This window comes from Solibacillus daqui (assembly GCF_028747805.1).
GTDB lineage: Bacteria > Bacillota > Bacilli > Bacillales_A > Planococcaceae > Solibacillus > Solibacillus daqui.
Genome location: NZ_CP114887.1, coordinates 3,026,437 through 3,046,105, shown reverse-complemented (window position 1 = coordinate 3,046,105; position 19,669 = coordinate 3,026,437). Strand labels below are relative to the sequence as shown.

At 36.9% G+C, this 19,669-nt stretch carries 19 protein-coding genes and 1 other annotated feature; of the genes, 13 read left to right on the top strand and 6 right to left on the bottom strand.

Annotated features, from left to right (window positions below):
* Window positions 1–7: 7 nt before the first annotated feature.
* Both mnmM and mnmL read right to left on the bottom strand, forming a co-directional pair.
* The gene (gene mnmM, locus O7776_RS14855; protein ID WP_274307790.1) at window positions 8–634 is read right to left on the bottom strand and encodes a tRNA 5-(aminomethyl)-2-thiouridylate-methyltransferase MnmM; all 627 of its coding nucleotides are present in this window, start codon (window positions 632–634) and stop codon (window positions 8–10) included.
* Complete coding sequence (gene mnmL / locus O7776_RS14850; protein WP_274307789.1) at window positions 631–1,590, bottom strand: tRNA modification radical SAM protein MnmL/YtqA; 960 nt, start codon at window positions 1,588–1,590, stop codon at window positions 631–633. Before mnmL ends, mnmM begins: the two co-directional genes overlap by 4 nt.
* A 136-nt stretch (window positions 1,591–1,726) precedes the next feature.
* Between mnmL and O7776_RS14845 the strand changes: the two genes are divergently transcribed.
* The 3 genes from O7776_RS14845 to O7776_RS14835 all read left to right on the top strand — a co-directional run bounded on the left by O7776_RS14845 (window position 1,727) and on the right by O7776_RS14835 (window position 6,518).
* Window positions 1,727–2,887 carry an MDR family MFS transporter gene (locus tag O7776_RS14845; RefSeq protein WP_274307788.1) on the top strand — a complete coding sequence of 387 codons (1,161 nt, stop codon included), beginning with the start codon at window positions 1,727–1,729 and terminating at the stop codon, window positions 2,885–2,887.
* Between the two features lie 54 nt (window positions 2,888–2,941).
* Window positions 2,942–3,159, top strand: a binding site (T-box leader).
* Between the two features lie 114 nt (window positions 3,160–3,273).
* Window positions 3,274–5,688: a leucine--tRNA ligase gene (gene leuS / locus O7776_RS14840; protein WP_274307787.1), complete on the top strand. Its 2,415-nt coding sequence runs from the start codon at window positions 3,274–3,276 to the stop codon at window positions 5,686–5,688.
* 149 nt (window positions 5,689–5,837) lie between these two features.
* Window positions 5,838–6,518, top strand: a complete 681-nt coding sequence (locus O7776_RS14835; RefSeq protein WP_274307786.1) for a response regulator transcription factor — start codon at window positions 5,838–5,840, stop codon at window positions 6,516–6,518.
* A gap of 76 nt (window positions 6,519–6,594) precedes the next feature.
* Here O7776_RS14835 and O7776_RS14830 read toward each other — a convergent pair whose 3' ends face one another.
* Entirely contained in the window at window positions 6,595–8,310 is a 1,716-nt protein-coding gene (locus O7776_RS14830) for an HD-GYP domain-containing protein (RefSeq protein ID WP_274307785.1), read from the bottom strand.
* A 470-nt stretch (window positions 8,311–8,780) separates the two neighbouring features.
* Here O7776_RS14830 and O7776_RS14825 point away from each other — a divergent pair, with 470 nt between their 5' ends.
* Window positions 8,781–9,215 (top strand): SRPBCC family protein, encoded by a 435-nt coding sequence (locus O7776_RS14825; RefSeq protein ID WP_274307784.1) that lies wholly within the window; start codon window positions 8,781–8,783, stop codon window positions 9,213–9,215.
* A 285-nt stretch (window positions 9,216–9,500) separates the two neighbouring features.
* Window positions 9,501–10,142: a PAQR family membrane homeostasis protein TrhA gene (gene trhA / locus O7776_RS14820; protein ID WP_274307783.1), complete on the top strand. Its 642-nt coding sequence runs from the start codon at window positions 9,501–9,503 to the stop codon at window positions 10,140–10,142.
* A gap of 140 nt (window positions 10,143–10,282) precedes the next feature.
* Here trhA and O7776_RS14815 read toward each other — a convergent pair whose 3' ends face one another.
* Window positions 10,283–11,098 (bottom strand): cysteine methyltransferase, encoded by an 816-nt coding sequence (locus O7776_RS14815; RefSeq protein WP_274307782.1) that lies wholly within the window; start codon window positions 11,096–11,098, stop codon window positions 10,283–10,285.
* 73 nt (window positions 11,099–11,171) lie between these two features.
* The gene (locus O7776_RS14810; RefSeq protein WP_274307781.1) at window positions 11,172–12,431 is read right to left on the bottom strand and encodes a BaiN/RdsA family NAD(P)/FAD-dependent oxidoreductase; all 1,260 of its coding nucleotides are present in this window, start codon (window positions 12,429–12,431) and stop codon (window positions 11,172–11,174) included.
* Window positions 12,432–12,666: 235 nt separating this feature from the next.
* Here O7776_RS14810 and O7776_RS14805 point away from each other — a divergent pair, with 235 nt between their 5' ends.
* Both O7776_RS14805 and O7776_RS14800 read left to right on the top strand, forming a co-directional pair.
* A complete protein-coding gene (locus tag O7776_RS14805) occupies window positions 12,667–14,283 on the top strand; it encodes a putative polysaccharide biosynthesis protein (protein ID WP_274310523.1) in 1,617 nt (538 codons plus the stop codon).
* A 47-nt stretch (window positions 14,284–14,330) separates the two neighbouring features.
* Window positions 14,331–15,041, top strand: a complete 711-nt coding sequence (locus O7776_RS14800; RefSeq protein ID WP_274307780.1) for a pseudouridine synthase — start codon at window positions 14,331–14,333, stop codon at window positions 15,039–15,041.
* Window positions 15,042–15,223: 182 nt separating this feature from the next.
* Here O7776_RS14800 and O7776_RS14795 read toward each other — a convergent pair whose 3' ends face one another.
* Window positions 15,224–15,445, bottom strand: coding sequence for a DeoR family transcriptional regulator (locus O7776_RS14795; RefSeq protein ID WP_008408196.1), 222 nt, complete (start codon window positions 15,443–15,445; stop codon window positions 15,224–15,226).
* A 519-nt stretch (window positions 15,446–15,964) separates the two neighbouring features.
* On the opposite strand from O7776_RS14795, the gene O7776_RS14790 reads away from it, so the two are divergent.
* From O7776_RS14790 to ptsP, 6 genes are all read left to right on the top strand, one after another.
* Window positions 15,965–16,162: a hypothetical protein gene (locus tag O7776_RS14790; protein WP_274307779.1), complete on the top strand. Its 198-nt coding sequence runs from the start codon at window positions 15,965–15,967 to the stop codon at window positions 16,160–16,162.
* A 20-nt stretch (window positions 16,163–16,182) separates the two neighbouring features.
* Window positions 16,183–16,332 (top strand): hypothetical protein, encoded by a 150-nt coding sequence (locus O7776_RS14785; protein ID WP_274307778.1) that lies wholly within the window; start codon window positions 16,183–16,185, stop codon window positions 16,330–16,332.
* A gap of 171 nt (window positions 16,333–16,503) precedes the next feature.
* Window positions 16,504–16,689, top strand: coding sequence for an amidohydrolase family protein (locus O7776_RS14780; protein ID WP_420802126.1), 186 nt, complete (start codon window positions 16,504–16,506; stop codon window positions 16,687–16,689).
* On the top strand, window positions 16,670–17,401 hold the full coding sequence (locus tag O7776_RS14775; RefSeq protein ID WP_274307777.1) for a GntR family transcriptional regulator: 732 nt from the start codon (window positions 16,670–16,672) through the stop codon (window positions 17,399–17,401). The genes O7776_RS14780 and O7776_RS14775 overlap by 20 nt, the downstream gene beginning before the upstream one ends.
* A gap of 283 nt (window positions 17,402–17,684) precedes the next feature.
* Window positions 17,685–17,957 (top strand): HPr family phosphocarrier protein, encoded by a 273-nt coding sequence (locus O7776_RS14770; protein ID WP_274310522.1) that lies wholly within the window; start codon window positions 17,685–17,687, stop codon window positions 17,955–17,957.
* Window positions 17,951–19,660 (top strand): phosphoenolpyruvate--protein phosphotransferase, encoded by a 1,710-nt coding sequence (gene ptsP, locus O7776_RS14765; protein ID WP_274307776.1) that lies wholly within the window; start codon window positions 17,951–17,953, stop codon window positions 19,658–19,660. Before O7776_RS14770 ends, ptsP begins: the two co-directional genes overlap by 7 nt.
* Window positions 19,661–19,669: the final 9 nt, after the last annotated feature.

Genomic DNA, 19,669 nt, shown 5'->3' with positions numbered 1-19,669 from the left:
TCATATATTATTTATCCGTTACAGGCGGTGCTTCTGCGGTGGTCAAAATAAATTCAAAATCCCTTGGTAATTCTTTTACTTTTTCTAATGCAATGATAAACGGCGGGTCATTTTTTTGATTAATAAATTCATAGCGCAGTACGTGAATGTGTTTTTGTGGTAAATTACTAACAAAGCGAATCACTTCATCGCGCTCTTCTTTCCCGCCTTCGTGTCCATGATAGACAACTAATACAATCATGCCGCCTACTTTTAATAATTTAAGTAGGCTTTCGAGTGACTGAATTGTTGTATTTGGCTTTGTTACAATTTCGTGGTCACTGCCTGGTAAATAGCCAAGATTAAAAATGGCGGCTGATACCGGCTTATTGACGTATTTAGCTACATTTTCATGGCCGTCGCGTAACACGATGGCACGGTGTTCTAATGCATTGTCAAGTAAACGGTGTAATGTTGCATCAACGGCTTCTTTCTGCACATCAAATGCATAAACAAAACCATGATCGCCAACAAGGTTCGCTAAAAATAACGTATCATGCCCGTTACCAGCTGTCGCATCAACGGCGATATCACCTTCAGCAATTGACATTTGTAGTAGTGTTTGTGCGTATTGAATAACTCGTTCTAGCTTCATTCGCTTGTCACATCAGCCTTATAGTGCTTTCCTTGCCATGATCCGCGTCGTTCAAGCTCCGCGTCGATGCCGTTTAACACTTCCCATTTGTTCACTGACCACATTGGACCAATCATTAAATCGATGGGGCCGTCACCTGTAATTCGATGTACAATCATTTCTGGGGGAATGATTTCAAGCTGATCCGCCACGAGATTAATGTAGGCATCTTTATCCATAAACTCAAGCATACCTTTTTCATATTGTTTTACGAGCGGTGTGCCTTTTAATAGGTGTAATAAGTGAATTTTGATGCCTTGTACATCAAGCTTTGCCACTTCACGCGCGGTTTCCATCATCATATCGTAATCTTCGAGTGGTAAGCCGTTTATAATATGTGTCACAATACGAATGTTATGTTTGCGGAGCTTGTTAACTCCTTCAACATAGGTTTCGTAATCATGTGCGCGGTTAATTAAGTTTGCTGTTTTTTCGTGTACCGTTTGTAAACCAAGCTCTACCCATAAATATGTGCGTTCATTTAATTCCGCCAAATATTCAATAACATCGTCTGGCAAACAGTCAGGACGAGTGGCGATTGATAAGCCCATAACGCCTTCACAAGCTAATGCTGCTTCGAATTTTTCCTTTAATACTTCAAGGGGAGCATGTGTATTTGTGTAAGCTTGGAAGTAAGCCATCGTTAGGCCGTCTTTCCATTTGCTCTCCATTTTTGATTTGATTTGCTCAAATTGTACGGGAATAGGATCCACTTTATTGCCAGCGAAGTCACCTGAACCAGCTGCCGAGCAAAATGTACAACCCCCAAATGCAACTGTACCATCACGGTTAGGGCAGTCAAAGCCAGCATCTAGTGCTACCTTGTATACCTTTTTCCCGAATTCATTTCGTAAATAGCGATTCCATGTATAATAACGCTTTCCATCTGAAGGGAAAGGGAAATTTGTTTCAGTCATAAGTCTGTTTCACTCCTCTAAGCATTTATTTTATCATGGAGCTAAGAACTGTACTAATAGAAAATCTTTTTCTTGTGTATTTTTAATATTAAGAATAAACTTGTTGTTTGAGGTCGTTTTTGAAGGGGGAAATTTTGTGCCGAAACAAGTTTGGTTATTAATTATTGGCTCGTTTATTAATACGGTAGGAAATTCATTTTTATGGCCTTTAAATAGTATTTACATACATGATCATTTAGGGAAGTCATTAACGGTTGCAGGAATTGTTCTTATGCTAAATTCATTAGCAGGGGTAATTGGTAATTTAGTTGGTGGTTTTTTATTTGATAAATTGGGAGGCTATAAAGCGATATTTATTGGGGTTGTGCTTAATTTAGTATCGATTTTGTTATTAACATTTTGGCATGATTGGCCACAATATGTCATCTTTTTAGCGATGCTTGGCTTTAGTGGGGGGATTGTATATCCTGCAATTTATGCGATTGCTGGTAGTGCTTGGCCAGAGGGGGGACGAAAAGCCTTTAACTCTATTTTTTTAGCAAATAATGTTGGAGTTGCTATTGGTCCAGCACTTGCGGGAATTGTGGCTGATATTAAATTTGATTATGTATTTAGTGCAAATCTATTTTTCTATGTGTTATTTTTCATTCTTGTGTTAACAACATTTAAGTGTTTTGACGTAGCTCAAGTGACGACAAAAGCGATTTCGCAAGGGGAGAAAGGTCGTCAAAAAGGTCCGATATTGGCCATTGCAATATTAAGTATTTCACTTGTTGTTTGTTGGCTAAGTTATTCGCAATGGAGCGCAACCATTTCGTCATATACTCAAGGTTTAGGGATGAGTTTGTCGCAGTATAGCTTACTATGGACGATAAATGGCTTTATGATTGTTGCGGTGCAACCGATTATTAAACCACTTGTAACGCGTTGGGAAAAGAAAGTTAAGCATCAACTAGTGCTTGGTTTAGTGTTAATGTCTGTATCTTATATGGTCGTGTATTTTGCACAAGATTTTAAAATATTTGTAGCAGCGATGGTTATTTTAACGTTTGGTGAAGTGTTCTTTTCACCGGTCATTCCGTTAATTGCAAACAATCTAGCTCCACAAGGACAGCAAGGCTTTTATCAAGGTTTAATAAATAGTGCTACAACAATTGGACGTATGATTGGTCCAGTATTTGGTGGCTTCATGGTGGATGTTTATGGTATGCAAGTGTTAATGATCATTTTATCTATTATTATATTAGTCGCAATTATTCCATGTTTGGTTTATGACAGAGCATTGAAGAATACGTAAAACTCCCACTTGTACTTTTACCAGCTATCCATTAGAATGAATGAAATAATAATAAATTGAACTGTGATGAGGAATAGTAGATGGTTTCACTTTATAGAGAGCTAGCGGTTGGTGTAAGCTAGTAGGTGATAAATCGAACTCGCCTCGGAGTATGCTTTGCTGAACACTTAGTAAGTAAAGCCGTGAATTCGCGTTAAGAATCTACAAGCTGAGTGCTGTGTCACTAATTTGGGTGGTACCGCGGGAGTTAACAATATTCTCTCGTCCCTGTCTTTCACAAGATAGGGGCGAGTTTTTTTATTGTTAAAATATTCAGTTAATTTATGCGCGTATTGTGAAATACTTCATCATAGATCAATCAACAGCTTTTAAAAGGAGGAAATATTGTGAGCTTTAATCATCAGCAAATCGAAAAAAAATGGCAGGCATATTGGGATGTTAACAAAACATTCAAAACGGAAAACGAAGTCGATAAACCGAAGTTCTACGCATTAGATATGTTCCCTTATCCATCGGGTTCAGGTCTTCATGTAGGTCACCCAGAAGGTTACACAGCAACAGATATCCTTTCTCGTTTTAAACGTATGCAAGGTTACAATGTACTTCATCCAATGGGGTGGGATGCGTTCGGTTTACCAGCGGAGCAATACGCACTTGATACAGGAAATGACCCAGCAGAATTCACTGCAAAAAACATTGCTACATTCAAACGTCAAATTAACGAATTAGGCTTCTCGTATGACTGGGATCGTGAAATTAATACAACAGATCCTTCCTACTACAAATGGACGCAATGGATTTTCACGAAATTAGTGGAAATGGATTTAGCGTATGTAGACGAAATCGCAGTTAACTGGTGTGAAGCACTTGGAACTGTACTAGCGAATGAAGAAGTAATCGATGGTCTTTCTGAACGTGGAAGTCACCCAGTAGTGCGTAAACCGATGCGTCAATGGGTACTACGTATTACAAAATACGCAGACCGTTTAGTAGATGATTTAGAAGATGTAGATTGGCCAGAGTCAATTAAAGAGATGCAACGTAACTGGATTGGACGTTCTGAAGGGGCACAAGTGAAATTCACAGTTGCTGGTACAGAAAAAGAGTTTGAAGTATTTACGACTCGTCCAGATACATTATTCGGTGCAACTTACTGTGTACTTGCACCAGAGCATAAATTTGTTTCTGAAATTACTACACCAGAACAAAAAGAGGCGGTTGAAGCTTATTTAGAAAAGGTTTCTCTAAAATCTGACCTAGAGCGTACAGACTTAGCGAAAGAAAAAACGGGTGTCTTCACTGGTGCTTATGCTGTGAACCCAATTAACGGCAAACAAGTGCCGATCTGGATTGCCGACTATGTATTAGTTTCTTATGGTACAGGTGCAATCATGGCGGTTCCTGCACATGATGAGCGTGACTACGAGTTCGCAAAAGAATTCGGTTTAGAAATTACACCTGTATTAGAAGGTGGCGATATCGAAAACGAAGCATTCACTGGTGACGGTGTTCACATTAACTCTGATTTCTTAAATGGCTTAAACAAAGTGGATGGTATTGAAAAAGCAATTGCTTGGTTAGAGGAAAATGGTGTTGGAGAGAAGAAAATTTCTTATCGTCTACGCGACTGGTTATTCAGCCGTCAACGCTATTGGGGTGAGCCAATTCCAGTAATTCACTGGGAAGATGGTACAATGACTACAATTCCTGAAGAGCAGCTGCCACTTGAGTTACCGAAAACAACAAACATCCGTCCTTCAGGTACAGGTGAATCACCACTTGCGAATATTGAAGAGTGGGTAAATGTTGTAGATCCGGTAACAGGAAAAAAAGGTCGTCGTGAAACGAACACAATGCCACAATGGGCTGGTTCTTCATGGTACTTCCTACGCTATATCGATCCGACAAATGACAAAGCAATTGCTGACCCAGAATTATTAAAGCGTTGGTTACCGGTTGATATTTACATCGGTGGCGCGGAGCACGCGGTACTGCACTTACTATACGCACGCTTCTGGCATAAAGTACTTTACGATTTAGGCGTTGTTCACACGAAAGAGCCATTCCAAAAGTTATTCAACCAAGGGATGATCTTAGGTGAAGGGAACGAAAAAATGTCGAAATCAAAAGGGAATGTTGTAAACCCTGATGATATTATCGAATCTCATGGTGCCGATACATTACGTTTATACGAAATGTTCATGGGTCCGTTAGAAGCTTCTGTTGCATGGTCTACTAATGGTCTTGATGGGGCACGTCGCTTCTTAGATCGTATTTGGCGCTTATTCGTGACAGACGAAGGCAAATTAGCCGATAAAGTACAAGTATCAGATGATCAATCATTAGAAAAAGTGTACAATCAAACAGTGAAAAAAGTGACAGATGACTACGAAGGTATCCGTTTCAACACGGCGATTTCACAAATGATGGTGTTCATCAATGATTGCTACAAAGCAGAAGTGATTCCAACTAAATATGTAGAAGGCTTTGTAAAATTATTATCACCAATCGCTCCACACGTAGCAGAAGAGCTTTGGGCAATTTTAGGTCACGAAGGTACAATTACGTACGAACAGTGGCCAGCATTTGACGAATCTAAGCTTGTAGATGATGAAATCGAAGTTGTTGTGCAAGTATTAGGTAAAGTTCGTGCTAAAGTAAAAGTAGCAAAAGACGTTTCTAAAGAAGAATTAGAAAAAGTTGCGCTTGAAGATATTAAAGTACAAGAATTCATTACTGGTAAAGATGTTGTAAAAGTTATCGTAATCCCAGGGAAATTAGTAAACATCGTTGTAAAATAATAATCATTTTTTATGAAAGACTGTTCAGAATTTTTTCTGAACAGTCTATTTTATTTCAAGAAAACATTGTTTGTATTATGAAGCATCTGTAAAATATGATACTATTTTCTAGTAACGTCAGAAAAATAATACTACAGTGGGGGAGTAATATGGAGGATGTGACGATTTTAATTATTGAAGATGATGAAGATATCTTAGAAGTTCTTTCACTTTATGTACAAAATGCAGGTTACAACATTGTCAAAGCAAGATCAATTTCAGAAGGTAAAAAACAATTTTCAGCGCATCCAATTGATTTAATGCTAATTGATATTAATTTACCTGATGGTTCAGGAATGGAATTAGCAAAATATATTCGTAAGCAATCAGAAGTATTAATGTTTTTTATATCGGCTAATGATACGGTAGTGGATCGATTAACTGGCTTTGATGTAGGGGCGGATGATTATATAACGAAGCCATTTATCGCAAAAGAAGTGATTGCAAGAATCAATGCGCATATTAATCGAAAAAAAGGTATGAAAAAGCAGCAGCTTAAATTAGATAATATGCTAATTGATTTTGAAGAAAAAAATGTGTACATAAACGGGGAACAGGTGCATCTCTTTACAAAGGAAAAGCAAATTTTATTTTATCTTGTCGAAAATCGCAATCAAGTATTAAGTGTCGAGCAAATTATTGATCAAGTGTGGGGCTATGACGAAAATGTCGATTTAAAGGCAGTTACAGTTCATATTAGTATGCTACGTAAAAAAATTGAAACGAATCCAGCGAAGCCGAAGTATATTCAAACAGTCAGAGGGTTTGGCTATAAATTTGAAGTGAAATAACAGATGCTTCTTAACATAAAAAGGAAGGCGGCCGAGAAGTGTTTCAGGTCGCCATTTTTGCATAACCACTTTTATATTAATTAAAAACAAACGGTTGTTCCACAGCTAAATCTTCGAGTAAATAGTGGAAGTTGAATACATCCTTATTATCACCAATAAGGCCGATTAAATAGTTTTCGATTTTATTTTTCGGTACTTCATACATATTTGGTAAATATGACAATAACAACGTATCGGTATTGGAATTACTAATGACGCATGTTGTTGTAAATTCTACAGTGTCTAGCTTGTTTAAAATTAATTCAAGATTAGCGTTTATCGGCATGATATGTGGCATCACGCGATCATTATGAATGAGACCTAAAAAAACCGAGAAGAAGTAATCGTTTTTAAATTGATCATCAACCAAAATTAAAACATTTTCTTTATATAAATTATTTTCTATTTGTTCGTTTACTTTTTGTTGCATGAGCTGCTTCATATAATTGATGACATCTGCATGCTTTTTGTCAGAAATGGCCTTTTGCATATGCAGTAAATTTAGAATTTGATAGACAGGAATAAAAATTTTCGTGAAATATTCAATAACCTTAAAGTTGTCTACAATTTTTAAATAGGTTTTTTTCGCGCTTTCTACATTAGCGCTAGCAAGTTCATTGTAAAACGTATTTAAAAGCTCTGACTTATCTTCAGTTTGGTGTGAAATCATTTTAACAATTGTAATATCGTTGTTAATTGAAATATGGAAAGAAGTATTCGTTTCCATACATTTCACACGAGGTGACGTTGGGAATTGTGGATTTGTTTTTTCGACAATTCCGTGGTAGCCGTCTGATAATAGAACAATTGAATTTACAGGGTAAATACCAATAAAATCAACAAATAATGTTAATAGACTATCATTAAATTTTTCTTCGTCACGGTAAAGTAAACTAAAGGCATCTGCTGCACGCATCGCGTCACGGTATGTTCGTTTCATTGTTGTAGCAGAATAAACATCAATGATTTGAAGCAGCTCAAGTTCTGTTGTAAAAATGGTTGGTACACTTTCAGGATATCCTTCGCCATTACGACGTTCATGGTGTGATTTGGCGATGTAAGCTAAATCTGTTAAGCCAATTTGTTTGAAAATCTCTTCACCATGAAGCGTATGCATTTTCATTTCTTCATATTCGTGTGCAGTTAAGCGACCAGGCTTTGATAAGATGGTACGTGGAGTTTTAAGCTTCCCAATATCGTGTAGCAAATAGCCAATTGCCAAACGCTCTATATTTTTTAAATTTAAATGGAGCGCAAATAAAGTTCCAATAATATAGGCATCAATCGAATGTAGATAAGAATGATGATCCCATGTTCTTAGTTGCATTAAATAATTTTTATAATCACTATTTGATAAAATTTTGGCTAATAATTTTTGCAAGTAATCAATTTTTTTCTCATCCTTTAAGATTTCACCATAACGAATTTCAATATCAAGTTCAGCTAATATAGCGTAGAAGTCAAAGGTTTCGTAATTATCTTCAGAAATAGCTGCAAAGTTAAATGTTAAGCTTTCCGTTGGCTGAAGGGTTTCTGATTTGACATTAGGGATATTTATATCAATTGGTGCCATAACTTGTTCGTTATAGTAAATCGAAACAAATTGTACACTCTTTCTTTTAAGTAAATCAATTGCTTTTTCTGTGATGGGACTACCTTTTGTCATGATTAGTTGGCGGTCAACATATATATCGGCAGCAAGAATATCACCAGGTACGATATCCTGCAGCAATAGTTGTTCAATTTTTGGCATAGGTTCACTCCTAACTTTAAATGCAAACAATTCATTACCTATTATATGTTAATTCTGTTCATCAATGGATAAATTTTATTGAATTATTTAGAAATAATTAATTAAAAAGTACTGTTTATTGTTTTTGAAATAATTACTTTAAGTATAAAGTGGATGGTTAACTTTAATGGTTAAAATGGTATATATGGAAAGTATATAGGTTAAAAGAATTGGTTTGAGAGGGATATTGCGATTGTATGAAGAAAGCGTGTTTGTAAGAGGTGGGTACATTATTGCTATTGTAATTGATTTAGGAAGTTCAGATTTCATTGAATATGAAAAAAGGTGAGAATGCTTTAAATAAAGCGAACTTCGATAAAATGACACTACAATTAAATGAAAAATAATACTTTAGTCATCCATAGTTTTATGTATACTAGAATAGTAAATGACTTTCATTTAACGATTTAATTAGAAAGAAGTGTAGTAATATGGCACAAGCATCACATTCAGTACAAATTCCAGTAGCTCAAGACAAAGTATGGGCTTTCGTAAGCAAAATCGAAAAATGGGCAACATTAGTTCCAGCCTATAAAGATCATAAGCAAATTGATGAACTAACATCGCATTGGACGTTCGAAGGTAACTTCAAAGGTTTATCAAAAAAAATCCAACTAGAAATTAAAATTGTCGAAATGAACGAACCATCGAGCATTAAATTTGAAATAAAAGGGTTGTCAGACAATTTCTCAGGTGGCGGCGAATTTAAAGCAGAGCCAAAAGACGGCGGTACATACATGACTGGTACAGTAGAAGTAAATGCAGGTGGTTTATCTGGGGCTGTATTAACGCCAGCGATTAAAGTAGTATTACCAAAAATCACATCTCGTTTAACGGAAAAAATTGCACGTCATATCCAAGCTTAATTTTAACAGGCCAATTAGAATGTTTTTCTAATGGGCTTTTGTTCTAAGATAAGGAAGTATAACTTTTTACTGGGGGCTAGACTAAAGCGTCAGCTCCCCGATTTTTTGGTCCGTACGTAGAAAGTTGATAAAGCATCTACTTACTAGTCGGCCCTACCAAAGCTTGTCACAGGCACTTTAGTACTTTACTAATATGTGATAAATATCATATTGAAGCTATGACAACTTCCTATGTGGAAACGACCTGCTCTTTCCTATAATGTAGTTACGAAAGAGGTGGTTTTGATGACACAAATCATAGTGGAACAAAGTGGCTATAATGCCAAAGAAGAGTTTTGGAATGGCTTGACGCATGGTATTGCCGCGCTGTTAACAATTCCTGCAACGATAGCTTTGATTGCTAAAGCACAGGTAAATGGTTCAACAGTAGAGCTCGTCAGTTATATAATCTTTGGAATGTCAATGTTTTGCCTATATTTAGCCTCAACGATGTATCACGTATGGCCAACGCACAAAACTTTCCTAAAAAAACTTGATCATAGCTCAATCTTTTTACTTATTGCGGGGACCTATACACCAGTTGTTTTAATTGCAATTGGTGGTACGTTAGGCTGGACGATTTTCGCGGTTCAATGGGGATTAGCGGCAATTGGTATTGCGCTAAAACAATTTTTCGTCCATCGGTATATGGGGGTATCATTACTAGTTTATATCGGTATGGGCTGGATTATTATTTTCGTGTTCAAGCCTTTATTTGCACACATTGGTATTGCGGGCATCCTCACATTACTTGCAGGAGGCCTAAGCTACACAATTGGCACGTATTTTTATAAAAATAAAAACATTCCGTACAATCATGCAATTTGGCACTTATTTGTAATGGGTGGCAGTGTTGCGATGTATTTCGCGATTTATTTATACGTATAACGCTTAAGCTCATCGCATTCATGCGATAACGGCTAATTGACCTGCATCGTGCAGGCCTAGGTTCGAAAAAATCTGGACGGAATTATGCCGAGGCGTAATTGATTAAAAAGTCGACTCTCGTATTTGGAGAGCCGACTTTTTTAAATACTCGCAGTAAATTTTTCGATTAAATCATGTAAATATTCGTCGTATTGTTCTTCGTTGCGTTTTTTCATTTGAGTTAAAATTTGCTGTAAAAAGGCTTGGTTATCCATAAACTGGTCTGGCAATTTTTCGTACATCAACTGGTGATGGTAATTTTCTTGATCTAAATACAGCTCAAAATAGTAGCCTAGTTTTTCACCTTCATTAAACATATGCATCATGCAATCTACTTCATAGCATTGCATCATATAGGAATGTTTGAACCCGATTTGAACTGTAAATTGAATATGCCCACCTTTTTCGTCGAGTAAAAAGGGACTAATATTTGAAATATTATGGTTTTGATTTGTTAACCAAATCATTTCGGTTGCTTGTCGATTGGTAGAAAAGCTCGTAATGCCCTTTGAAAGATTATCTAATAAAAAATCTTTTGCGCGCTGAGCCTGCAAACTTTTTTCGTAATCATCAGACTTCTGTATATAAGTGAGCTGATTGTACAGACTTTCCAATAGCATGGGGCTTTTTTGAATGTGTTCGATAATATTTTTTAATTGAAGCGGAAAAATATTAGGGATGTTTACTAAATCTACCGCGAGCGTCATGCCTTGCCCTTGCTTGCTTATGCCTAAAATAAGTTTGAAAAGTAAATTTTGAGCGAATTCCTCATCTTGTTCAACATAGCAAAATGTACGAATAGCAAATGAAAATTCATCCTTATTTAAGTCACGTATTTTTTGGACAGACAAATGAATTTGCATCATATCGTCTGCCGCTAAATAAAGAGTTGATTGTTTTGCGTCAGAATTAAGCATCGTGCTGTAGCCTCCTGATTTTACATGCCATTAATGATACTAAGGAATGCTGGCAATCGCTAGTTGAATTCACCTAAAATTTGAAAGAACCTGCACTCATACCTGCAATACGACCAGTCACTAGTGCGGATGTTATATTGTAGCCACCTGTATAACCGTGGATGTCTAAAATTTCACCACAGAAATAAAGACCAATTTTTTTCTTTGAAGCCATTGTTTTTGGCTCAATTTCTTTAACAGATACGCCTCCACCAGTAACAAATGCCTTGTCAATAGATTGAGTACCGTGTACATCCATCGTAAAACTAACTAATTCACGGGCAAAGTTGCGAATCTTTTCTTGAGATAATTCGATACCAGTAAGTGATGCGTCAATTCCAGCACGCTCTAGTAAAAATAGTAACCATCGTTCAGGAATGAGTGATTTCCATAAATTTTTAACGGCTTTTTTTGGCTCATGTTTAATTGTTTTATTTAACATTTGGAAACAAGTTTCTTCATTATATTCAATTAAGGATTGAATACGTACTTGTACAGGGGCACTACCTGTTTTTAATTGCTCTTTCACAATAAATTGACTACAACGTAAAATAGCAGGACCACTTAAGCCGAAGTGTGTAAATAACATATCCATTTGATGCGTAACGAGTATTTTGCCTTTTTTGTTTAATACTGAAACTGCTACGTCACGCAGTGCTAGACCTTGTAATTCGCGCGATTGAATGAAAGATTCTTTGGATGTAACCGGTACTTCTGTTGGGAAAAGTGTTGTCACAGTATGTCCGGCACGTTCGGCCCATGGGTAGCCATCACCCGTTGAACCAGTTTGTGGAACTGCTTTACCACCAACTGCTACGACAACCGCATTCGCACGGATTTCTTCACCGTTTTCTAGACGTACGCCATAAATTTTTTCGTCGTCCATCATTAATTTATTGACAGCAGTGTGTAAACGAACCTCTACTTTTAATCGCTTTAATTCATTCACTAAAGCATCGACAACATCTTGCGCGCGGTTTGATACTGGGAACATTCGACCGTGATCCTCTTCTTTTAATGGCACTCCAAGCCCTTCAAAAAAGCGAATGATATCTTCGTTGTTATAGACTGTGAATGGGCTATACATAAAGCGTCCATTCCCAGGAATATGCTTAATAATTTCTTCAACAGATAGGCGATTTGTAACATTACAACGCCCGCCACCAGAAATCGCAAGTTTTTTCCCAAGCTTCGACCCTTTTTCTAATAATAATACTTTTTTATTTTGTTCGGCTGCGGCGATTGCGGCCATTAAGCCCGATGGCCCGCCTCCGATTACGATACAATCAAACATAGTTATTTCTCACTTTCTTTTCAATAAATTTTCTTAACTGGCTAAAGTTTTCTATGACCTATTATACATTAATTGAAGAAACTATTTGAGTAAATGGTCTTTCACATGTAAACTGTTATAGTGAAATACAATGAAACTTCCGACAAAGGGAAGTCGTCATTATGAAAACTGGCAATTATTAAAAGTGATGACAGCAGCATCACTTGAATTTAAATTTAGAACGGTAGGTTTTTTCATGTCTTCTTTAATGAAGGGAACGGCGATTTTAACAATCGGTTTGTTTTTATCTAAGCTTTTAGGATTAGTTTATATTTTCCCTTTTTATGCGATTGTTGGTGAAGAAAATATTGGTTTATACAACTATGCCTATATTCCATATAACATTATGTTGAGTATCGCTATTGCAGGGTTACCAATTGCGGTATCAAAATTCGTTTCAAAATATAATGCGCTCGGTGATTATGATGCCGGTCGTCGCTTAGTAAAAACGGGTGCACTTTTCATGACGCTTACAGGGATTGTAGCGTTTATTATCATGAATTTATTGGCAGAGCCTATTGCTAATATTGTAATTGCTGATGACGAGCAAGCATTTAGTGTACAGCAAATTACCGATGTCATTCAATGGGTAAGTTACGCATTGATTGTCGTGCCTTTTATGAGTTTAGTGCGTGGCTATTTCCAAGGATATGGTCATTATTTACCTACATCAGTATCACAGCTTATTGAACAAATTGTGCGTATTGTCTTTTTGCTTGGCGGAGCATTCTTAGTAGTAAATGTTTTTGAAGGAGACAAAATTACTGCGATTAACGTATCGGTATTTGCTGCGTTTCTTGGCGCACTTGGTGGTCTTGCCACACTATTCTATTTTTGGAAGAAGCTTCGTCCGGAAATTAAAGCCGTTCAAGTTGTTGCACCAAAACAACATCAGTTGCCATATTCAGAGATGTATAAGGAAATATTCAAATACTCGATCCCAGTGGTCTTCGTAGGACTTGGGAGCTCGTTATTCCAATTAGTTGATATGTTAACGTTCAACCGTGCAATGATTGCAGGGGGCGAGCCAGCAGATGTAACGGATACATACTTTACGATGCTTAACTTATTAACACAAAAAATTGTGATGATTCCAGTTGTATTAGCGACAGGTTTTTCGATGGCGATTATTCCAACAGTGACAAAGTTTTTCACGGAAGGAAATTTACGCTCTGTACATGGGGCGATTGATAAAACGTACCAAATACTGTTATTTATTACGGTGCCAGCATCAATTGGTATCGCTATTTTAGCGGAGGACTTATATCACTTCTTCTTTGAATATAGTGAAATGGGGACGCAGGTGTTAAGTCATTATGCACCTCTTGCAATTTTATTTGGTTTATTTTCAGTAACGGCAGCGATTTTACAAGGTGTCGATTATCAAAAATGGGTTATCTTTAGCTTATTAATTGGTTTGTTTGTAAAAACGATTTTAAATACACCGCTAATTAAATTACTATCTGTTGATGGTGCAATTTTAGCAACAGCTATTGGTTATATCTTTACGATTGTCATTAATATATTCGTCATTAATGAAGTAACAAATTACAAAATGAAGGTAGCACGTCGCCGAATTTTATTGATATTGTTATTAACAGTTTTCATGGCGATTGCGGTGTCATTAACACATTTGGCACTAACAGCAATTGCCCCAGCCGATACAAAATTAATGGCACTTATGTATGCCGTTATTTGCGCGGGAATAGGTATGGTTGTATACGGTTCAATTTCATACAAGCTTGGTTTAGCTCAATTATTATTAGGTGAAAAATTAACAAAATTGATGCGTAAATTACGTTTAGTTAAATAAACAAGTTGGGCGTCTAGTAGGCGTCCTCTTTCATTTTGGAGGGTTTTATGCGTTTAGATAAACTATTAGCGAACATGGGCTATGGTTCGCGTAAAGAAGTAAAAGTATTATTAAAACAAAAAGCCGTAACAGTTGACGGTGAAGTGGTTAAGGATTCAGCGATGCATGTTGATCCAGAAAAGCAGAATGTATCTGTGTTCGGTGAACGTGTGGAATACATTGAATTCATTTATGTGATGATGAACAAGCCACCGGGAGTAATTTCGGCGACAGAAGATCGTTATGACCAAACAGTAATTGATTTGTTAGATCCTTATGTACAGCATTTTCAGCCATTCCCTGTTGGACGCTTAGATAAAGATACAGAAGGGCTATTACTGATTACGAACGATGGTAATTTAGCGCATAATTTATTATCTCCGAAAAAGCACGTACCCAAATGGTATTATGCAAAAATAGACGGTGTTGTAACGGAGGCCGATATCGAAGCATTTGCGCAAGGGGTAACACTTGATGATGGCTATCATACAAAGCCGGGTGAGTTGAAAGTATTAGTTTCGGGTGAGGAATCTGAAATTGAACTAATGATTCAAGAAGGAAAGTTCCATCAGGTGAAGCGTATGTTTGAATCCGTTGGTAAAACAGTAACGTATTTAAAACGTCTATCGATGGGGCCACTTGAATTGGATGAAGAGTTAGCGTTAGGTGATTACCGTGAGCTAACGAAAGAAGAATTAACGAGTTTATTAGAGCGTTAAAAAAATGCGAATGTCCCCGACGAAAAGGACATTCGCTTTTTTCGTTCCCAGTGTTTTAGGAACTGGTTGACCTTCAGCATAAAAGTCTATTTATTACATTGTGTAACTGATCGACACCTTAAATTATGTTGGGACAATTAAGTCCTTTCTCACAAAATAAGAATCAGCCGCTTTCAAAAATTCTAAGATGTCATTTTAACTTTTTTCTTCGTCGTTGTCCATTTACCTCGACTTGGGCTCATTACCAAGTCATTGAAGGCTAACACATTCAAATCTCTTTGAATGGTGCGAGGAGTGATGTTGAACTCTTCGACTAAATCCTGTGTAGTCACTTCTCCTTTGTTGAGGATAAACATATACACGTCTTTAATACGATTAAGCATTCTGTCAGTAGTTGGTTTCATAATAAAAACCACTCCTTCGATCTTAGATTCTCATGGCATAAGACTAGCGGACGACAAGATATGTGCGGAGTGCACTTAGGCTCTTTTTAATTTGCCTGAGACATCCCCTTTTCTGAAAGTTTGGTCAGAATAATTGTTCCGACACATACATTATAGCGAAAAATTAAGTATAGTTCCATAATTGAGATCGAATTATTAATAGTTTTACTGAAAATTCATAAACTTTAATTTAACTTAATGATCAAAAATTATTGTTTTTAAATCGTAAAATCAGGTAGAAAATTTGTAAAAGTATCTTTTACTGAAATGTACGAGAGGATTTGAATGTCATCTACATATTTGAAAAGATGATTTCCATTTCAGTATATAGTAAGATTTTTATGCTAAAACCGAAATTAATATTCAGAAAATACAAAATACATTTCAAATTCCAATAACTATTGTGTATAATTGGTATAGACAACTATACCGAAATGTAAAGCGACCGTGTAGTAATAAATTATATGGGGTGGGATATTGATGGAAACATTACTTATTACCAATATTACCATTGTCAATTGCGATGAAAGAAATGAATTATGTGACATCTATATTGAAAATGGAAAAAATATTGATATTGGTAAATCGTTAAAAAAAGAAGCTACTCGGATAATTGATTGTAAGCGACATCATTATTTTTACTCTTCAATTTCTCTTCTAAGCACGGGCATACTTTAAGTGATGGAGTAATAAAAATAATGACACTCGCTTCAGAATTAGAAAATGGGTTGGAATTTGTAACTATGCTACGCAAGCTTAATATTATTGCCTCCATAGGACATTCGGATTCAACCAAGGAGGAAGTGCAAGCAGCTGTTGAAGCAGGTGTTACACAGGCAACTCATTGAGAGCGCCAAGGGATTGCCTTATGGTGAATATGATTTGGGTGGGCAAATCGTGTATGTAACAGAAAATAGCGCGCACTTAGAAGACGGGACATTGGCAGGTAGCATCTTAACGATGGAGCAACTATGAAAACATGAAAGTGTACAAATTGTAGTTTAGAAGAAAATGTCGCTATGTCCTCATCCAATGCAGCGCAGCAACTACAAGAAACAACTAAGGGGCGCATTGCTGTTGGCTATGAAGCCGATTTAATATTAGTAGACAGCGAAGTAACTGTTTGTAAAACCATTCGTCAAGGAAAGGTCGTCTATGAAAAATCTAACATGGAGATGAATGAAGATGAATACAAAAATCGATAAAAATTCTCGAATACCGATTTACGGTCAAATCGAAGAAATTATTAAACAAAAGATTTATTTAAAGATTTATAAAATTGGTGAAAATATTCCTTCTGAACGAGAGCTATCGGTTCAATTTGATGTAAGCCGAATGACTGTTAGGCAGGCAATTACAAACTTAGTAAATAACGGTCTATTATATCGTGAAAAAGGGCGAGGGACTTATGTAGCCAATCCTAAACTAGAGCAACCACTTACAGGACTTCGGAGCTTTACAGAGGATATGCTGGCACGTGGTATGAAGCCAAGTAGCAAAATCATCCGATTTGAAAAAATAATCCCATCACTCGATGTTATAAATGATTTATTTTTGGAGTCTGGGGATGAGGTTTTTTATGTTGTGCGTATACGAAGTGCCAATGATAAACCAATGGGGATCGAGCGAGCCTATATTCCCGTTAAGCTCATACCTAATTTAGATGAACAAAAAATATTGGGCTCTTTTTATCAGCTGATTGAAGCAAAGTTTCCACAAAAAATAGGCAATGCTGTGCAGCAAATTGAGGCATCTATTGTGACAAAGGAGGAAAGTAAGCTATTAAAAATAAGTCCAACTTCTGCTGTGTTAAATATTAAACGAATTAGTTATTTGAGCGATGGCTTCCCATTTGAAATGGTAGAGAGTACGTACCGAGCAGATAGCTATAAATTTATTAGTGAAATAAAAAGGTGAGTAAATGCATCAATACGTAGTAGAAGTTCAACAATTAATCTCTTTGATAGTGGCGTGCCACGAAGTGAAGGGGGCGACGCCTAGAGGATTAAGCGTACGTGTAAGAAAACAAAGTTGCTCCTGCGGTTACTCGTCGCAAAGCGTTTCTCAACGCTTTGAAGCCACGCCCTCAGGAAAGCGTCCCCGTAGCATAGCAGAACGGATTAAATTAGATAAATACACTTGGTTCCAAATTTTGTATTGAAAAATGCTCGTTATGAGATTTAATTAATTGGAGGAATGAATTATGGAAAAAACATTTAAAATTACTGCACCAGAAGGGCTTCATGCAAGACCTGCCGCATTACTTGTATCGACGGCAACTCCATTTTTAGCGGACCTTACATTACACTTTAATGGAAAATCAGCAAACTTAAAGTCGATAATGGGCGTTATGGCGCAAGGGGTTGTTACTGGAAGTACAATCGTTATTTCAGCACAAGGCAGTGATGAGGCAGAGGCATTACAGGTGATTGGCGATGTAATTGTGTCGAAAGGAATTGGAGAAGAATGCTAGCGTTAAGAGGGATTCCTGTTTCAAACGGTGCAGCAATTGCAAAGGCTTATTGTTTAGTAGAGCCTGATTTAACCTTTTCAAAAAAGCAAAATCAAAATAATGATGAAGAAATCATACGTTTCAACGAAGCAATTAGTCATGCTAAAAGTGAAATTGAACGAATTCAAGCTGCAGCTACGCAAAAGTATGGAGAAGACAAAGGAGCTATTTTTGGTGCGCATCTACTTGTTTTACAAGATCCTGAATTGATTACTATGGTAGTAGGGAAAATTAAAGATGGTATGAATGCAGAATATGCTTTAGATGAAACGGCACAATTTTTCATACACATGTTTGAAGATTTGAATAATGACTATATGAAGGAGCGTGCTGCGGATATTCGCGATGTATCAAAGCGGGTATTGGCTCATTTATTAGGCATAGTGCTACCAGATTATAGTCGTCTTAAAGAAGATGTCATTATTGTAGCGAAGGATTTAACACCTTCCATGACAACTCAGTTGGATCCGACTCATGTAAAGGGATTTATTACGGATATTGGTGGAAAAACATCACATACAGCTATTTTAGCAAGAACGATAGGTATCCCAGCAATTGTGGGGGTTAGAAGTGCCACATTGGATATTAAGCATGGAGATGTATTAATTATCGATGGTTCCTCTGGAGAAATTATTATTCATCCAGATGATGACCGTATTGCAAAATACAAGCAAATAAAACAACAGCAAAAGCTATTCAAGCAACAATTAGAAAAATATCGTGAGTTAAAAAGTGTATCAAAGGATGGCCATTTCGTAGAACTTGCAGGGAATATTGGCGGGCCACAAGATGTTGCAGCCGTATTAGCTGTTGGTGGCGAGGGCATAGGTCTTTTTCGAACGGAATTTCTTTATATGGACCGAATGGATTTACCGAGTGAGGAAGAGCAATTCACAGCTTATAAGGAGGTTCTAGAAGCGTTAAATGGCAAGCCTGTAGTCGTTCGTACACTTGATATTGGCGGGGATAAAAATCTGCCTTATTTGAAATTACCAACGGAGATGAACCCATTTTTAGGCTATCGTGCGATTCGTCTTTGTTTGGATCATCAAGAGCTATTCCGTACACAATTACGAGCATTACTGCGCGCCAGTGTGTTTGGTAATTTAAAAATTATGTTTCCGATGATCGCTACACTAGATGAGTTTCGTAAGGCTAAGGAATTGTTATTCGAGGAAAAGGAAAAGCTCCGTGTAGAGGGCATTCCAGTAGAGGAAGAAATAGAAATTGGCCTGATGATTGAAATTCCGTCAGCTGCAATTATTGCGGACTTATTTGCCAAAGAGGCAGATTTTTTATCAATCGGCACAAATGATTTAATTCAATACACCTTAGCTGCGGATCGCATGAATGAAAATGTATCGGATTTATATCAGCCGTATCATCCAGCCATTTTGCGTTTAGTAAAAATGATTATTGATGCTGGCCATAACGAAGGTAAATGGGTAGGGATGTGCGGTGAAATGGCAGGGGATTGGGTAGCCATTCCAATTTTACTTGCACTTGGTTTAGATGAATTTTCGATGAGCGCGTCATCTATTTTACCGGTACGTAGTCAGCTTGCGACTTTAAGTAAAGAACAGCTCGTTCCGCATGTACAAAATTTACTACAATTAACTACTGCACAGCAAGTTGAACAAGCTGTAATAGATATATTGAAATAATTATCACGT

Excerpts from the sequence above, each read along its gene's own strand:
- mnmM (WP_274307790.1), bottom strand. The coding sequence starts at position 634 with ATGAAGCTAGAACGAGTTATTCAATACGCACAAACACTACTACAAATG.
- mnmL (WP_274307789.1), bottom strand. The coding sequence starts at position 1,590 with ATGACTGAAACAAATTTCCCTTTCCCTTCAGATGGAAAGCGTTATTAT.
- O7776_RS14835 (WP_274307786.1), top strand. The coding sequence starts at position 5,838 with ATGGAGGATGTGACGATTTTAATTATTGAAGATGATGAAGATATCTTA.
- O7776_RS14830 (WP_274307785.1), bottom strand. The coding sequence starts at position 8,310 with ATGCCAAAAATTGAACAACTATTGCTGCAGGATATCGTACCTGGTGAT.
- O7776_RS14825 (WP_274307784.1), top strand. The coding sequence starts at position 8,781 with ATGGCACAAGCATCACATTCAGTACAAATTCCAGTAGCTCAAGACAAA.
- trhA (WP_274307783.1), top strand. The coding sequence starts at position 9,501 with ATGACACAAATCATAGTGGAACAAAGTGGCTATAATGCCAAAGAAGAG.
- O7776_RS14815 (WP_274307782.1), bottom strand. The coding sequence starts at position 11,098 with ATGCTTAATTCTGACGCAAAACAATCAACTCTTTATTTAGCGGCAGAC.
- O7776_RS14810 (WP_274307781.1), bottom strand. The coding sequence starts at position 12,431 with ATGTTTGATTGTATCGTAATCGGAGGCGGGCCATCGGGCTTAATGGCC.
- O7776_RS14805 (WP_274310523.1), top strand. The coding sequence starts at position 12,667 with ATGTCTTCTTTAATGAAGGGAACGGCGATTTTAACAATCGGTTTGTTT.
- O7776_RS14800 (WP_274307780.1), top strand. The coding sequence starts at position 14,331 with ATGCGTTTAGATAAACTATTAGCGAACATGGGCTATGGTTCGCGTAAA.
- O7776_RS14795 (WP_008408196.1), bottom strand. The coding sequence starts at position 15,445 with ATGAAACCAACTACTGACAGAATGCTTAATCGTATTAAAGACGTGTAT.
- O7776_RS14790 (WP_274307779.1), top strand. The coding sequence starts at position 15,965 with ATGGAAACATTACTTATTACCAATATTACCATTGTCAATTGCGATGAA.
- O7776_RS14785 (WP_274307778.1), top strand. The coding sequence starts at position 16,183 with ATGACACTCGCTTCAGAATTAGAAAATGGGTTGGAATTTGTAACTATG.
- O7776_RS14780 (WP_420802126.1), top strand. The coding sequence starts at position 16,504 with ATGTCCTCATCCAATGCAGCGCAGCAACTACAAGAAACAACTAAGGGG.
- O7776_RS14775 (WP_274307777.1), top strand. The coding sequence starts at position 16,670 with ATGAATACAAAAATCGATAAAAATTCTCGAATACCGATTTACGGTCAA.
- ptsP (WP_274307776.1), top strand. The coding sequence starts at position 17,951 with ATGCTAGCGTTAAGAGGGATTCCTGTTTCAAACGGTGCAGCAATTGCA.